We start from the raw sequence: 14,720 nt of genomic DNA, 5'->3' as shown, positions 1-14,720 counted from the left end.
AGGCCCGGCCGCTCGCTGGCGCGCGACACCGGTCGCCAGCTCGGCGCCCGCCGCTCGTCGGCATCCGGTACGTGATGGTCGACATATCCGCTCCGGGTCGGCAGCGCGGGCCCGGACCGGTAAGGATGAGGGAGATAATTGCGGCTTACGGCGGGGGAAAGCGTGGCGAGCAAGACAAGTCGGGACGTGCTCAGCCGAGGGCTGGGGGTCCTGCGGCAGGCGATCCGCGAGCAGCCCCGGATCTTCACGGTCGCGGTCGTCGGCAGCGTGCTCTTCGGCGGGATGATCATCGTCAGCGCACGGGTCGTCGGGACGGTCATCGGTGAGGTGGCGCTGCCGGCCATCGAACGCGGCGAGGTGGCCGCCGGGACCCTGGCGCTGGCGGCGGCCGCGTTGTTCGGGATCAGCGTGCTGCGGGTGGCGGGCATCTTCGGCCGGCGGCTCGGCGCGGGCTACATGCAGTACCGCCTCCAGGCCTCCTACCGTCGCCGGGTCACCCGTCGCTACCTGGAGCTGCCGCTGTCCTGGCACCACCGCAACTCGACAGGCACCCTGCTGTCCAACGCCAACTCCGACGTGGAGGCGGCCTGGTACCCGATCGCACCGCTGCCCTTCGCCGTCGGCACGCTGGTGATGCTGGTCGGCGCGATCGTGTCGCTCTTCGCCACCGACTGGGCGCTGGCCCTCGTCGGCCTCGCGGTCTTCCCCGCGCTGTTCGCGCTCAACGTCGTCTACTCCCGCCGGATGGCACCCCGGCAGGCCCGGGCGCAGCGCCTGCGCGCCGAGGTCAGCGGCATCGCCCACGAGAGCTTCGACGGCGCCCTGGTGGTCAAGACCATGGGCCGCGAGGCCCAGGAGACCGCCCGCTTCGCGGACCGCGCCGGCGAGCTGCGCGACTCGCTGATCGCCGTCGGTCGGCTGCGCGGCATCTTCGACCCGCTGTTGGAGACCCTGCCCAGCCTCGGCACCCTCGCCGTGCTGGTGGTCGGGGCGTTCCGGCTGCGCCAGGGCGCGATCAGCGTGACCGAACTGGTCAGCGTGGCCTTCCTCTTCACAGTGCTGGCCTTCCCGGTGCGGGCCATCGGTTGGGTGCTGGCCGAGCTGCCGCGCAGCGTCGCCGGCTGGGACCGGGTCCGCCGGGTGCTCGACGCCACCGGCGAGATGCCGTACGGGCAGCGCGTGCTCGGCCCGGCCAGCGCCGGCCCGGCCACCCTCACCTTCCGCGACGTGCACTTCTCCTACCCGCCGGCCGAGGCGCACCTGCTCGGCGCGCAGGTCCTCGGCGAGGTCGGCTTCACGGTGCCGGCCGGGCGAACGGTGGCCCTGGTCGGGCCCACCGGCGCCGGCAAGTCCACGATCGCCTCGCTGGCGGTGCGCCTCGTCGACCCGGACTCCGGCACCGTCAGCCTGGACGGGGTGGACGTGCGCGAGCTGACCGCCGCCTCGCTGGCCGGCACTGTGGCGTTGGTCGCCCAGGTGCCGTTCGTCTTCGACGACACGGTCCGCGCGAACATCGCCCTCGACCGGCCGGGCATCGACGACGAGGCAGTCTGGGCGGCGCTGCGGCTGGCCGAGGCGGACGGGTTCGTCGCCGCGTTGCCCGATGGTCTGGACACCATGGTCGGCGAGCGGGGCACCTCGCTCTCCGGCGGGCAGCGGCAGCGGCTCACCCTGGCCCGCGCGCTGGCCGGCCGGCCGCGCCTGCTGGTGCTCGACGACGCGACCAGCGCTGTCGACCCGAGGGTCGAGGCGGCCATCCTGGCCGGGCTGCGGTCGTCGACGGCCGAGCCGGGGGTGCCGGTCGCGTCGATCCTGGTGGTGGCGTACCGCCGGGCCACCATCGCGCTCGCCGACGAGGTCATCTACGTGGAGCAGGGACGGGTGCTCGCCCGGGGCACGCACAGCGAGTTGCTGGCCACCGTGCCCGGCTACGTCGACCTGGTCACCGCGTACGAGCAGGCGGAGGTCGACCGGGCGCAGGAGAGCGTGTACGGCGACGAGGTCGCGCCGCTGCCCTCGGGCCTGGAGATCGAGGTGGACCGGTGAGCGCGAGGAGTGCAGCGAAGCGGAGCCCCGCGGTCGCGAACGAAAGGCCGGCCCGGTGAGCGGGAGGAGTGCGGCGAGGCGGAGCCCCGCGGTCGCGAACGAGAGGCGGGATCCGGTGACGACGACGATGGACGGCGCCAAGCGGGAGGAGACGACCTGGCAGACCCTGCGCCGGGGGCTGGCGCTCTCCCCGGAGCTGCGGACCGGCCTGGCCGGCACCCTGGCCCTGGCGCTTGTCTACATGGTGGGCCGGGTGGCCGTGCCGGTCGCCGTTCAGCAGGGCATCGACCGCGGCCTCGTCGGTGGTCTGAACCTCGACGTGGTGTGGACGGTGGTGGCGATCACCACGGCGATCCTGGCGATCACGACGGTCTGCGGCTACCTGATGATGCGCCGACTGTTCACTGTCAGTGAGACGGCGTTGGCCAACGTACGGACGCGGGCGTTCCGGCACGTGCACGACCTGTCGATGTTGCACCAGCAGTCGGAGCGGCGCGGCTCGCTGGTCTCCCGGGTCACCAGCGACGTCGACCAGATCACCCAGTTCCTCCAGTGGGGCGGGGTGATCCTGTTGGTCAACCTCGGTCAGCTGGTGGTCACCACCGCCGTCATGCTCGCGTACTCCTGGCAGTTGACGCTTGTGGTGTTGGCCGCGTTCCTGCCGGCGGTGTTCGTGATCCGGCAGTTGCAGCAGCGCCTGGGTTCGGCGTACGCGACGGTGCGTCAGCGCACCGGCACGCTGCTCGGCACGATCGGCGAGAGCGTGGTGGGCGCGCCGGTGATCCGGGCGTACGGGATCGCGGGGCGTACCGAGCGGCGGTTGGACGAGGCTATCGACGGGCAGCGGCTGGCGCAGCAGCGGGCGATCCGGATCAGCATCGTGGGCAGCTCGGTCGGCGAGTTGGCCGCTGGGCTCGCGTTGGCGGGTGTGGTGGTGCTCGGGGTGACGCTGGGGGTGGACGGCACGCTGTCGATCGGCCAGTTGACAGCGTTCCTGTTCCTGGTGACGCTCTTCATCCAGCCGGTGCAGATCGCCACCGAGGTGCTCAACGAGGCGCAGAACGCGATCGCCGGCTGGCGTCGGGTGCTGGATGTGCTGGACGTCGCCCCCGACGTGGCCGACCCGGGGGAGCAGGGGCGCAAGCTGCCGGCCGGGCCGCTGGACATCCGGTTCGCCGGTGTGCGGTTCGCCTATCCGGGTGGCCCGCCGGTGCTGCACGACATCGACCTGGAGATTCCGGCGAAGAGCCGGGTGGCGGTGGTCGGCGAGACGGGCAGCGGCAAGACCACCTTCGCCAAGTTGCTGACCCGTCTGATGGACCCGTCGGCCGGGGCGGTGCTGCTGTCCGGGGTGCCGCTGGCGGAGGTGCGGTTCGACTCGCTGCGCTCCCGGGTGGTGATGGTGCCGCAGGACGGCTTCCTCTTCGACGCGACGGTGGGGAACAACGTCCGGTTCGCCCGGCCGGAGCTGACCGACGCGGAGCTGAGCGTGGCCTTCACCGAGCTGGGCCTGTCGGACTGGCTGGAGGGTCTGCCGGCGGGTCTGGACACTCCGGTCGGCGAGCGCGGCGAGGCGCTCAGCGTCGGTGAGCGGCAGCTGGTCGCCCTGGCCCGCGCGTACGTGGCCGACCCGGACCTGTTGGTGCTGGACGAGGCGACAAGCGCGGTGGACCCGGCGACCGAGGTGCGCCTGCAACGCGCCCTGGACGCGGTCACCAGAGGGCGGACCACCCTCGCGATCGCGCACCGGCTCTCCACGGCGCAGGCCGCCGACGAGGTGATCGTGGTGGACCGGGGTCGGGTGGTGCAGCGCGGCCCGCACGACGAGTTGGTCCGCGATGCCGACTCGGTCTATGGCCTGCTCTACGCCTCCTGGCTGGAGCAGACCCGGTGAGTGTGGTGGACGACGACGGGCGGGTGCTCTAGGCTCCGAGTTAGGTAAGCCTAACCTCTTAAGGAGGTCGCGCCATGCGGCCCAATCCCGCCGAGATCGTTCGTACCCTTGTCGCCGGCCGCCTGCCCGGTCTCGTCCATCTCGCGCACCGGCCGGGCCCGCACCACGCCCGGCACGTGACCGACCCGGACGGGCGGGTGCTGCTGCTGGTGCCGGTGGCCAGCCACCTGGCCGCCGCGCTGCAACCGGTCGCCGGGGTCAGCGACGTCGCGGTGGTGCTCGACGTGCTCGACCTGCCACCCGCCGCCGGTGCGCCCGGTCTGGGCCGGGCCTGGGTCTCCGGCTGGGCAGGCGAGCTGCACGGCGACGAGGCCCGCCGCGCGGCGCTCGACTTCGCCGCGGTGGAGCCGACCGGCGACCTGCTCGACCTGGGCACCCGGTTCCGGTTGTTCCGCTTCGAGGTGGTCGAGGTCCGTTGGGAGCGCGCCGGCGCCGTGTACCGGATCGACCCGGGGGAGTACGCCGAGGCAGAGCCGGACCCGGTGCACCCGGTCGAGGCGCGGCTGCTCGCCGACCTCGCCGAGCGCCACGGTGCCCAGGTGACCGAGTACCTGCGCCGGCAGCTCGGCCTGACCGAGCAGACCCTCGACGGGCCGCCCCGGGTGGTGCGCATCGACCGCTACGGGCTGGTGGTAGCCCTCGGCCACCCCGGCGCCCGACGTCGGATCCGGTTGGCGTTCCCCGGCCCGGTGGCCGACCCGGCCGACCTGCCGCGACTGCTGCCGCCGCTGCGCCTCCCCGCCGGCACCCGCCCACCGCGCTGACCGCGCCCCCCGGTGTCACGCTGGCCCCGGTGTCACGCTGGCCCCGGTGTCACGCTGGCCCCGGTGCCGCGTCAGGCCGACAGCGGCCCGGTGAGGTAGCGCTGGATCGTCGGGCCGATCGCGGCGACCAGGGTCTCCGGGTCCGCCGAGGCGACCGGTTCCAGGCGCACCACGTGCCGCATCATGGCCAGACCGATCATCTGGCTGGCCACCAGGGAACCGCGTAGCGGCAGTTGGGCCGGATCGACGTCGAGCTGTTCGAGCACCCGCCGCAGGACCTGGGTGGTGATGAACTCGCGCAGCAGGCGAGCGGTCCACTCGTTGCTCACCGCGGAGCGCAGCAGCGCCTGCGCGGCGCCGCCGGCCGGGGAGTCCCAGATGCCGAGGAAGGTGCGCACCAGGCGCTCACCGACGGCGTCCTGGTCGCCGGCGAGCACCTTCGGCACCAGCTGGCCAGGGTCGACCGGGAAGTTCATCGCGCTGAGGAAGAGCTGGTCCTTGCTGCCGAAATAGTGGTGCACCAGCGCCGGGTCGACGCCCGCCGTGCTGGCGATGGCGCGGATCGAGGCGGCGTCGTAGCCACGCTCGGCGAACGCCGTGCGCGCCGCGTCGAGGATCGCCTCCCGGGTGTCCGGGTTGCCGGGTCGCCGGCCGGTCCGCCGCGTCATCGCCGCCCTTCGTTCGTCCACCTGGGCAGCCGTGGGCCGGTCTGCCCACGGCTGCCGCAGCCTCACCCGCTGCGTCGGCGCAGGGTGGCCGCCGCGAGCACCAGCGCCAGCACCACCGCGCCGAGCACCACCGCCACGTCCCGCCACATTGTGCCGGTCGGCTCGGCGTGGGCGCCGACCTCCTGCAACGCCTCGATGGCGTACGACAGGGGGAAGGCGTCACTGAGCGCCTGGAGCCAACCGGCCATCTCGTCGCGGGCCACGAACAGCCCGCAGAGCAGCAGTTGGGGGACCACCACGACCGGCAGGAACTGTACTGCCTGGAACTCGGTGCGGGCGAAGGCGCTGCACAGCAGCCCGAGGGCGACGCCGAGCACGGCGTCGACGACCGCGATCCCGATCACCAGCCCGATGCTGCCGGCGGTGTCCAGATCGAAGACCCAGTACGCCACGGCGGCGGCGACCGCTGCCTGCACGGCGGCGGCCAACCCGAACGCGATGCCGTACCCGAAGAGCAGGTCGAGCTTGCCCAGCGGCGTGGTGAGCAGACGTTCCAGGGTGCCGGAGGTGCGTTCGCGGAGCATCGCGATGCTGGTCACCAGGAACATGATCACGAAGGGGAAGATGCCCAGCATCACCAGCGCGACCCGGTCGAACGTCGTCGGCTGTCCGGGTGGGGTCGGCTGGTCGGCGTACATGAAGTAGACAAGGGTGAGTAGGACGGCCGGCACCACCACGAGCAGGGCGATGGTCCGTCGATCGTGCCGGAGCTGACGCAGGATGCGGCCGGTGGTGGCCGCCAGGATCCGGGGGTTCATCGCTGCTCCTGTCCGGCTGTCGTGGAAGTGCTGGTCGGACCGGCCTCGCCGGCCCGGATCAGGCGCAGGAACGCCTCGTCGAGGTCGTCCACACCGGCGGCGGCGCGGACGGCAGCCGGGCTGTCGTCGGCGATCAACCGCCCCTGGCGGATCAGCAGCAACCGGTCGCAGCGGGCCGCCTCGTCCATCACGTGACTGGACACCAGCAGGGTGGTGCCCGCCGCGGCCATCGCGTGGAACCGGGCCCACAGGTCGGCCCGGAGCACCGGATCCTGACCGACGGTCGGCTCGTCGAGAATGACCAGCTCCGGCTCCCCGACCAGAGCGCAGGCCAGCGAGGCCCGGCTGCGTTGACCGCCGGAGAGGGTGGCGACCAGTTGGCCGGCGGCCTCGGCCAGCCCGACATCGCTTATCGCCCGGTCGGCCTCGACCCGCCCGCGCCCGTAGAGGGCCGCGAAGTAGCGGGCGTTCTCCCGCACGGTCAGGTCGGCGTAGACGCTCGGCGCCTGGGTGAGGTAGCCCACCTGGTGCCGCAGCGCGGGGCTGCCCGCCGGCTGACCAAGCACGGTGACCGTCCCGCCGCTGACCACCTGCACCCCGACCACGGCGCGCATGAACGTGGTCTTGCCGCTGCCGCTGGGGCCGAGCAGCCCCGTGACGGCGCCGCGTGGGACCCCGCAACTGATGTGGTCCAGCACCCGCCGCCCGCCCCGGTCGACGACCAGGTCGCGGACGGCTATCGCGTCGTCCATCGTGCACCTCCAAAGAAACTCATCATCTGTTGAACTCAACGCTAGATGAAATACCGACCCGGGCGCAACGGCCGGGACCCGTGTCCGACTGCCCGCCGTCGCGCAGAGCGTGAGAACGGGCAGTCGGCTCCGGACCGGACACCAAGTCCGCCAACGGGCATTGCGCGCCGATCGGGCGTACGGCACGATGGCGCGGTGGGTCACGCTCCGTTACCGGACAGCGGTTTTCTTGAGGACTGGGCCGCGCGGTTGCGGCAGGGCGCCGAGCGGCCGGTCGTCGGCATCCTGCTGCGCGGCAGCCATGCCCGCCGGGCCGCCACCGCACACAGCGACGTCGACCTCGACGTGCTGGTCGGCGGCGCGCCGTACGCCGCGCGGCAGGCGTACCTGGCCGAATCCGCAGGCCGGGTCACCCACGTCTCGGTCGCCGCCCGCGATGTCCGCTCCTGGGTGCACCGGCTCGGCGAACCGGCCGACTGGGCGTTCGGGCTGCCGGTCACCGCGCCGGCCCGGCTGCTCTGGGCCGACCCGCACTGGCGGCCCCGAATCGACCTGCCGGTGCTCTGCCAGCCCGCCGAGCAACCCCGACTCGAGGAGCTGATCGCCACGCTCGGTAAGGCAGCGGCCGCCCGGTCCGCCCACGACCGCCTCGGGATCCGGCTCGCCGTCGCCGACCTGGCCCGACTCTGCCCCTCGGTGCTGCGCCCGGCCAACCCGTCGGTACGGGTCCACTCCCGCCGGGCGGCCTTCGCGGCGGCCCTGGACCTGCCGGTGGCCCCACCGGGCTACCGGGCGGACATGCTGCTCTGCCTCGGGCTGCGCCCGGGCGCCACCGGCCAACTGTGGGCCGCCGCCGTACGGCTGGTCGCCGGCACCCTGCCGTTGATCCGGCCGTACGCCGAGGAGATCGCCGAGGCGGCCGGCGCGGACCTGGCCGCCGCCCTGGTCGACGGCCGGCTGGATCGTTACGTGGCCCAGCTGGCCCGGCCCGACGGGCCCGCGCCGCAGCCCCGCCGGGAGCGGTCGCCGGTGCCCGCGCCACGTGCGGGACACTTGGACACTGTGTCCGTACCTGACTCGCCGGCGATCGGCGTCCCCAGCGATCCGAGCGGCCCGGTGGCATCCGGGTCGGCTCGCCCGTCCCGACTCGACGCGGCCATCGCGGCCCGGTTGCGCCGCACCGCCGACGGGCTGGTCGCCGCGGTGGTCCGCGCGCACGACTCCGGCGAGGTGCTGATGGTCGCCTGGATGGACGACGAGGCGCTGCACCGCACCCTCACCACCGGCCGGGCCACCTACTGGTCGCGCAGCCGACGCGAATACTGGGTCAAGGGGGCCACCTCCGGGCACCACCAGTACGTCCGCTCGGTCGCGCTGGACTGCGACGGAGACGCGCTGCTGATCAGCGTGGACCAGGTCGGTGCCGCCTGCCACACCGGGCACCGGACCTGCTTCTACACCGAGTTGCCCGTCACCGCCCCGGAGGCACTGTGAGCGCGCGCGGCGCGGCCCGGCGCAGCCCCGCAGCCGCGAACGAAAGGCAGACCCAGCCATGACCGACGGCACCGTCAGCCCCGACCTGGGCACCTTCACCGCGCTGGCTGCCGACTGGCGGGTGGTGCCGGTGACCCGGCGGCTCCTGGCCGACGCGGAGACGCCGGTCGGGGTCTACCGGAAGCTGGCCGGTGGGCCCGGCACGTTCCTGCTGGAATCGGCCGAGCAGGGGGTCGGCTCGGCCGGCCTGGCCTGGTCGCGATACTCGTTCATCGGCGTACGCAGCAGCGCCACCCTCGTCGAGCGGGACGGCGTGGCGACCTGGCTCGGCCAGCCGCCGGCGGGGTTGCCCACCGAGGGTGACCCGGTGCGGGTGCTGCGGGAGACGGTGGCGGCGCTCGCCGGCCCGGTCGGGGACCCGTCCGACGGTCTGCCGCCGCTGACCGGGGGCATGGTCGGCTACCTCGGCTACGACCTGGTCCGCCGCTTCGAGCGGCTGCCCGAGCTGACCGACGACGACCTCGGCGTGCCGGAGTTGGGCATGATGCTCGCCACCGACCTGGTGGTGCTCGACCACTACGACGGCTCGGCGATCCTGGTCGCCAACGCGGTGCTGCCGCCGCTGGACGCCCCGGACCGCGCCCCGCAGGTCGCCGCCGCGTACCACCACGCGGTGGGCCGGCTGGACGCGATGACCACTGCGCTGTCCCGGCCCATCCCACCGATGATCTCCACCGTCGAGCGTCCGCCGGCGGGGGAGGTGCTCTGCCGTACGCCCGACGGCGGCTACCCGAAGGCGGTGGAGGCCGCCAAGGAGGCGATCCGGGCCGGTGAGTGCTTCCAGATCGTGCTCTCCCAGCGCTTCGAGCGGTCGACGCACGCCGACCCGCTGGACGTCTACCGGGTGCTGCGCACCAGCAACCCCAGCCCGTACATGTACCTGCTGCGCTTCGACGGGTTCGACATCGTCGGCTCCTCTCCGGAGGCGCACCTGAAGGTCACCGGCGGCGCGGGCGGGCGGCAACGCGCGTTGCTGCACCCGATCGCCGGCACCCGGCCGCGCGGCGGCACCCCCGCCGCCGATGCCGTGCTCGCCGCGGAGCTGCTCGCCGACCCGAAGGAACGGGCCGAGCACGTGATGCTTGTCGACCTTGGCCGCAACGACCTGGGTCGGGTGTGTCAGCCCGGCAGCGTGGAGGTGCCCGAGTTCGCCACCATCGAGCGGTACAGCCACGTCATGCACATCGTCTCCACCGTCACCGGCACGTTGCGTGACGACCAGAGCGCGTTCGACGCGCTCGCCGCGACCTTCCCGGCCGGGACCCTCTCCGGCGCGCCGAAGGTGCGGGCCATGGAGATCATCGAGGAGTTGGAGCCGGTCCGCCGCGGCCTCTACGGCGGCACTGTGGGCTACTTCGGCTTCGGGGGCGACCTGGACATGGCGATCGCCATCCGGACCGCGCTCATCCGCGACGGCCGCGCCTACGTGCAGGCCGGAGCCGGGGTGGTGGCCGACTCGGACCCGGCCGCCGAGGACCAGGAGACGCGGAACAAGGCCGCCGCCGTGCTGGCGGCGATCGCCGCCGCCGAGACGTTGCGGCCAGCCCGGTGAGCGCGAGGAGCGCAGCGCAGCGGAGCCCCGCAGTCGCGAACGAAAGAGCAGCCCGGTGAGCGCGAGGAGTGCAGCGCAGCGGAGCCCCGCAGTCGCGAACGAAAGAGCAGCCCGGTGAGGGGCGGCGAGCGGTCCGCCGTGGGCCGGCGCGAGTTGGCGTACGCCGTACTCCTCTGCCTGGTCGGCGCGGCCCTGGCCCTGTGGGCCGCGACGCGGACCTGGTCGGTCGAGCTGACCGTGCGCCCGGCGCCGCTGCCGCCGGTACGCGACACCCGCAGCGGTGCCGGGCTGCTGCCCTGGCTGCCGGCGTTGGCCCTGGTGACGTTGGCCGGCGGTGGCGCGGTGCTGGCTACCCGGGGCCGGCTGCGGCAGGTGCTCGGCGCGCTGCTCGGCGTGCTCGCTCTGGCCGTGGCGGTCGGCGGTGGGTACGGGCTGGTCGTCGACGTCGACGGCTCGGTGAACCGGCAGTGGCCGGTGCTCTGCCTGCTCGGCGGCCTGCTGGCCGCCGCTGGCGGTTTCTGGACGGCGGTGCGCGGTGGCGGCTGGCCCGCGATGGGCGCCCGGTACGAACGGCCGGCCCGCACCGCCCCGCAGGCCGCGCCTACGCCGACCGGGGCACCGGAGCCGCCCGCGCCGATGGCCGGGCGGCGGACCACCGAGGCGTGGAACGCGCTGGATCGGGGTGAGGACCCGACGGCCGACTGACGCGACGGCCGGTGGGTGTCAGCCGACTGGCTGACGGTCCCGCTGCGGTCGGTGAGCGGCGGCGCGGGCGGCGGTCAGCTCTTCCACCAGGCGGTTCAGTTCGGCGCGCTGGTCGGCGCGGGCCCGGTCGGCGCAGACCGCCTCCCAGGCGTTGCCACGCGCCGTGCGCATCCGTCCCTCGCCCACGACGGCCCGCTCAACGGTGTGCACCACCCCGACGGCGAGCGACGCCACCGTCCGCGAGATGGTCGTCAGGCCGATGGTGTGCTGCGGCTCGGACATGCTCATGGTCACCTCGCACGAGGAGTTGCGACGGTCGGGGCAGGCGCGCTATCGAGTCTGCCCGAGGACGATGCTGGCCGGCTGACGTTTCGACGTCGTGACCGCCCGGTCAACTGTCCCGCCTCGGCCGTGACCAGGGACCGTCCGTTCGGCCTTGAGCTTGCTCACAACATCGACAGGCGCCGTTGTCGTCGGGCGCCGGTCCGGAACTGGTGGCATGATCGATGCAACGGCACGCTCCGAGCGCGGTCGCCATACTCCATACCGCGTGACGATTGTCGATACGGGAGGTGGCGCTGCGTGACATACCGTTCACGGCAAGTCGGCCATTATGCCGCAGCCCTTTTCGTGAGCAGCGCCATACCCCCGGCATACGGCGTCGGTCGGCTGCCCATAGCATCGGCCCATGACGCCCGGAGAGGGGAGTCCGTTGGTGACTGCTGAGCATGCGCACGCGGAGGGGGACGAGGCCGGTCAGGCAGCGTCCGTAAGCGTGCTCGACGAGATTCTGGCTGGCGTGCGTGAAGACGTCGCCCGACGCCAGGAGCAGGTTCCGCTGGAGCGGATCCGTGAACTGGCGGCGGCGGCGCCGCCGCCGCTGGACGCGTACGCGGCGCTGCGTAAGCCCGGCGTGGCCGTGATCGCCGAGGTGAAGCGCTCGTCGCCGTCCAAGGGGCGGCTGGCCGAGATCGCTGATCCGGCCGACCTGGCGGTCGACTACGCGGCCGGTGGGGCGCGGGCGATCAGTGTGCTGACCGAGGGGCGCTGGTTCGGCGGCTCACTTGACGACCTGGCGGCCGTCCGTGCCGCGGTCAGCGTGCCGGTGCTGCGCAAGGACTTCGTGGTCTCCAGCTACCAGGTGCACGAGGCGCGCGCGCACGGCGCCGACCTGGTGCTGCTGATCGTCGCCGCACTTGAGCAGAACGTGCTGATGGGTCTGCTGGAGCGGATCGAGTCGCTGGGCATGACCGCGCTGGTCGAGGTGCACGACGAGGAAGAGGCCGACCGCGCGCTGGAGGCGGGCGCTCAGGTGATCGGGGTCAACGCCCGTGACCTGCGTACCCTGGAGGTCGACCGGTCGGTGTTCGAGCGGATCGCACCCGGCCTGCCCAGCAGCGTCGTCAAGATCGCCGAATCCGGCGTTCGTGGTCCGCACGACCTGATCCGGTACGCCTCCGCGGGTGCTGACGCGGTCCTCGTGGGCGAGGGCCTGGTCACCCAGAAGAGCCCTCGCGAGGCGGTCGCCGAGCTGGTCAACGCGGGTAACCACCCGGCAACGCCCCGGCCGGTGCGCTGACCTCGCACCGGACGCCCCACCGAGAGGATTTCCGATGAGCGCCGACGCGCTGGCCCCGGTGGCCGGCCCGCAGCCCGACTCCGCCGGCCACTTCGGCCGCTTCGGCGGTCGGTTCGTCCCCGAGGCCCTGGTGGCCGCGCTCGACGAACTCGACGGGGCGTGGCGCACGGCGATGACCGACGAGTCCTTCCAGGCTGAGTTCGGCGCGCTGCTGCGGGACTACGCGGGTACGCCGTCGCTGCTCTACGAGGCCCGGCGGTTCTCGGCGAAGCTCGGTGCGCGGGTGCTGCTCAAGCGCGAGGACCTCAACCACACCGGCGCCCACAAGGTGCGCAACGTGCTCGGCCAGGCGCTGCTCACCAAGCGGATGGGCAAGACCCGGGTGATCGCTGAGACCGGCGCCGGCCAGCACGGCGTGGCCACCGCGACCGCCGCCGCCCTGTTCGACCTGGAGTGCGTGGTCTACATGGGCGAGGTCGACACCGAGCGGCAGGCGCTCAACGTGGCCCGGATGCGGATGCTCGGCGCCACCGTCGTTCCGGTCACCAACGGCTCGCGCACCCTCAAGGACGCGATGAACGAGGCGATGCGCGACTGGGTGGCCAACGTCGACGAGACGCACTACCTGATCGGCACCGCCGCCGGTCCGCACCCGTTCCCGGCGATGGTCCGCGACTTCGTCCGGGGCATCGGTGACGAGGCCCGTCAGCAGTGCCTCGACCTCACCGGCGCACTGCCGGACGCGGTCACTGCGTGCGTCGGCGGCGGCTCCAACGCGCTGGGCATCTTCCACGCGTTCGTCGGTGACGAGGACGTGCGGCTGTACGGCTTCGAAGCCGGCGGCGATGGGGTGGCCACCGGCCGGCACGCGGCGAGCATCACCGGTGGGTCGGCCGGTGTCCTGCACGGCACCCGCACCTACGTGCTGCAGGACGCCGACGGGCAGACGCTGGAGTCGCACTCGATCTCCGCCGGCCTGGACTACCCGGGCGTCGGGCCCGAGCACGCCTGGCTGCACGACACCGGCCGGGCGAGTTACCTCCCGGTCACCGACGACGAGGCGATGGCCGCGTTCGAGCTGCTCTGCCGCACCGAGGGGATCATCCCGGCGATCGAGAGCGCCCACGCGCTCGCCGGCACCGTCGCGCTGGCCCCGAAGCTCGCCGCCGAGTTGGGTCGGGAGCCCACCATCGTGGTCAACCTCTCCGGGCGGGGCGACAAGGACGTGCACACCGCCGGCGACTACTTCGGCATCCTCGACAAGGAGCGGTGAGATGAGCCGGATCGGGGTGGCCTTCGACAAGGCCCGCGCCGACGGGCGGGCCCTGTTGATCGGCTGCATGCCGGCTGGGTTCCCGACCGTCGACGGCAGCATCGCCGCGATGACCGCCATGGTCGAGGCCGGCGTCGACGTCATCGAGGTGGAGATCCCCTACTCCGACCCGGTGATGGACGGGCCGGTGATCCAGAAGGCCAGCGACATCGCGCTGGCCGGCGGCGTACGCACCAGGGACACCCTGCGCATCATCGAGGCGGTGGCGGCCACCGGCGCTCCGGTGGTCACCATGACCTACTGGAACCCGGTCGAGCGGTACGGCGTGGACGTGTTCGCCCGTGACCTCGCCGCTGCCGGTGGCACCGGTCTGATCACCCCCGACCTGATTCCCGAGGAGGCGGCCGAGTGGCTGGCCGCCTCGGACGCCCACGGACTGGACCGCACGTTCCTGGTCTCCCCGTCGTCCACCGACGCGCGGCTGGCGATGACCGTGCAGCACTGCCGCGGCTTCGTCTACGCGACAGCGGTCATGGGGGTGACCGGAGCCCGGGCGCGTACCTCCGACGCCGCACCGACCCTGGTCTCCCGGGTCCGGGAGGTCACCGACCTCCCCGTGGGTGTCGGTCTCGGCGTGGGCACCGGCGCGCAGGCCGGCACCGTCGCCGGTTACGCCGACGGGGTGATCGTCGGCAGTGCGCTGATCCGGTGCCTCCTCGACGCGCCCACCGAGGCGGAGGGGCTGGCTGCCCTGCGTGCCCTCAGCGCCGAGCTGGCCGAGGGCGTCCGCAACCCCGCCCGCTGAGCCTGGGCCGGTCCTCGCACTCACGCTGGGACGGCTGCTGGCCGTGCAGCTCTCGGGCATGTGTGCCTGGTGAGCGGTATACCTCTGAGTCATTTTTATGGGTCTTGTGTTGGATGTGTGGGTCGCCGGTGATCATCTTCCGGGGAGTTGGGGTCGGTGGCCGCCGAGGTTGAGCATGGCCAGGGCGATGAGGGCGTCGGGTGAGTGAAAGCCGAAGGCCACCCGGGTGATCAGGCGGATCTTGGCGTTG

13 protein-coding genes and 1 pseudogene are annotated in these 14,720 nt (G+C 73.0%); 10 read left to right on the top strand and 4 right to left on the bottom strand.

What is annotated here, in order from left to right:
* Nucleotides 1-162: 162 nt before the first annotated feature.
* The 3 genes from ABZU25_RS29890 (at nt 163) to ABZU25_RS29880 (ending at nt 4,764) form a co-directional block, all read left to right on the top strand.
* Complete coding sequence (locus ABZU25_RS29890) at nt 163-2,046, top strand: ABC transporter ATP-binding protein (RefSeq protein ID WP_355032700.1); 1,884 nt, start codon at nt 163-165, stop codon at nt 2,044-2,046.
* Nucleotides 2,047-2,173: 127 nt separating this feature from the next.
* The gene (locus ABZU25_RS29885) at nt 2,174-3,940 is read left to right on the top strand and encodes an ABC transporter ATP-binding protein (RefSeq protein WP_355032736.1); all 1,767 of its coding nucleotides are present in this window, start codon (nt 2,174-2,176) and stop codon (nt 3,938-3,940) included.
* 74 nt (nt 3,941-4,014) lie between these two features.
* Nucleotides 4,015-4,764, top strand: a complete 750-nt coding sequence (locus ABZU25_RS29880) for a DUF2470 domain-containing protein (protein ID WP_355032699.1) — start codon at nt 4,015-4,017, stop codon at nt 4,762-4,764.
* 71 nt (nt 4,765-4,835) lie between these two features.
* Here the strand turns inward: ABZU25_RS29880 and ABZU25_RS29875 are convergent, their stop codons facing one another.
* The 3 genes from ABZU25_RS29875 to ABZU25_RS29865 all read right to left on the bottom strand — a co-directional run bounded on the left by ABZU25_RS29875 (nt 4,836) and on the right by ABZU25_RS29865 (nt 7,002).
* Entirely contained in the window at nt 4,836-5,432 is a 597-nt protein-coding gene (locus ABZU25_RS29875; RefSeq protein WP_355032698.1) for a TetR family transcriptional regulator, read from the bottom strand.
* A gap of 62 nt (nt 5,433-5,494) precedes the next feature.
* Complete coding sequence (locus ABZU25_RS29870; protein ID WP_355032697.1) at nt 5,495-6,250, bottom strand: ABC transporter permease; 756 nt, start codon at nt 6,248-6,250, stop codon at nt 5,495-5,497.
* Nucleotides 6,247-7,002 carry an ABC transporter ATP-binding protein gene (locus ABZU25_RS29865; protein WP_355032696.1) on the bottom strand — a complete coding sequence of 252 codons (756 nt, stop codon included), beginning with the start codon at nt 7,000-7,002 and terminating at the stop codon, nt 6,247-6,249. Before ABZU25_RS29865 ends, ABZU25_RS29870 begins: the two co-directional genes overlap by 4 nt.
* 45 nt (nt 7,003-7,047) lie before the next feature.
* Between ABZU25_RS29865 and ABZU25_RS29860 the strand changes: the two are divergent.
* The 4 genes and pseudogenes from ABZU25_RS29860 to ABZU25_RS29845 all read left to right on the top strand — a co-directional run.
* Nucleotides 7,048-7,884 (top strand): annotated as a pseudogene (locus tag ABZU25_RS29860) (hypothetical protein); the annotation flags it as partial.
* 180 nt (nt 7,885-8,064) lie between these two features.
* The gene (hisI, locus tag ABZU25_RS29855; protein ID WP_355032735.1) at nt 8,065-8,496 is read left to right on the top strand and encodes a phosphoribosyl-AMP cyclohydrolase; all 432 of its coding nucleotides are present in this window, start codon (nt 8,065-8,067) and stop codon (nt 8,494-8,496) included.
* A 58-nt stretch (nt 8,497-8,554) separates the two neighbouring features.
* Nucleotides 8,555-10,108, top strand: a complete 1,554-nt coding sequence (locus ABZU25_RS29850; RefSeq protein WP_355032695.1) for an anthranilate synthase component I — start codon at nt 8,555-8,557, stop codon at nt 10,106-10,108.
* A 114-nt stretch (nt 10,109-10,222) separates the two neighbouring features.
* Complete coding sequence (locus ABZU25_RS29845; RefSeq protein ID WP_355032694.1) at nt 10,223-10,813, top strand: Trp biosynthesis-associated membrane protein; 591 nt, start codon at nt 10,223-10,225, stop codon at nt 10,811-10,813.
* Nucleotides 10,814-10,831: 18 nt separating this feature from the next.
* Here ABZU25_RS29845 and ABZU25_RS29840 read toward each other — a convergent pair whose 3' ends face one another.
* A complete protein-coding gene (locus ABZU25_RS29840; RefSeq protein ID WP_355032693.1) occupies nt 10,832-11,101 on the bottom strand; it encodes a hypothetical protein in 270 nt (89 codons plus the stop codon).
* A gap of 487 nt (nt 11,102-11,588) precedes the next feature.
* Here ABZU25_RS29840 and trpC point away from each other — a divergent pair, with 487 nt between their 5' ends.
* The 3 genes from trpC to trpA are packed head-to-tail and all read left to right on the top strand — an operon-like array spanning nt 11,589 to nt 14,470.
* Nucleotides 11,589-12,392, top strand: coding sequence for an indole-3-glycerol phosphate synthase TrpC (gene trpC / locus ABZU25_RS29835; RefSeq protein ID WP_355032734.1), 804 nt, complete (start codon nt 11,589-11,591; stop codon nt 12,390-12,392).
* Between the two features lie 34 nt (nt 12,393-12,426).
* Entirely contained in the window at nt 12,427-13,665 is a 1,239-nt protein-coding gene (gene trpB, locus ABZU25_RS29830; RefSeq protein ID WP_355032692.1) for a tryptophan synthase subunit beta, read from the top strand.
* Nucleotide 13,666: 1 nt separating this feature from the next.
* A complete protein-coding gene (trpA, locus tag ABZU25_RS29825; RefSeq protein ID WP_355032691.1) occupies nt 13,667-14,470 on the top strand; it encodes a tryptophan synthase subunit alpha in 804 nt (267 codons plus the stop codon).
* The last annotated feature ends 250 nt before the right edge of the window (nt 14,471-14,720 follow it).

Source organism: Micromonospora sp. NPDC005215, from assembly GCF_040607915.1.
GTDB lineage: Bacteria > Actinomycetota > Actinomycetes > Mycobacteriales > Micromonosporaceae > Micromonospora.
This window is presented reverse-complemented; position numbering and strand designations above follow the sequence as displayed.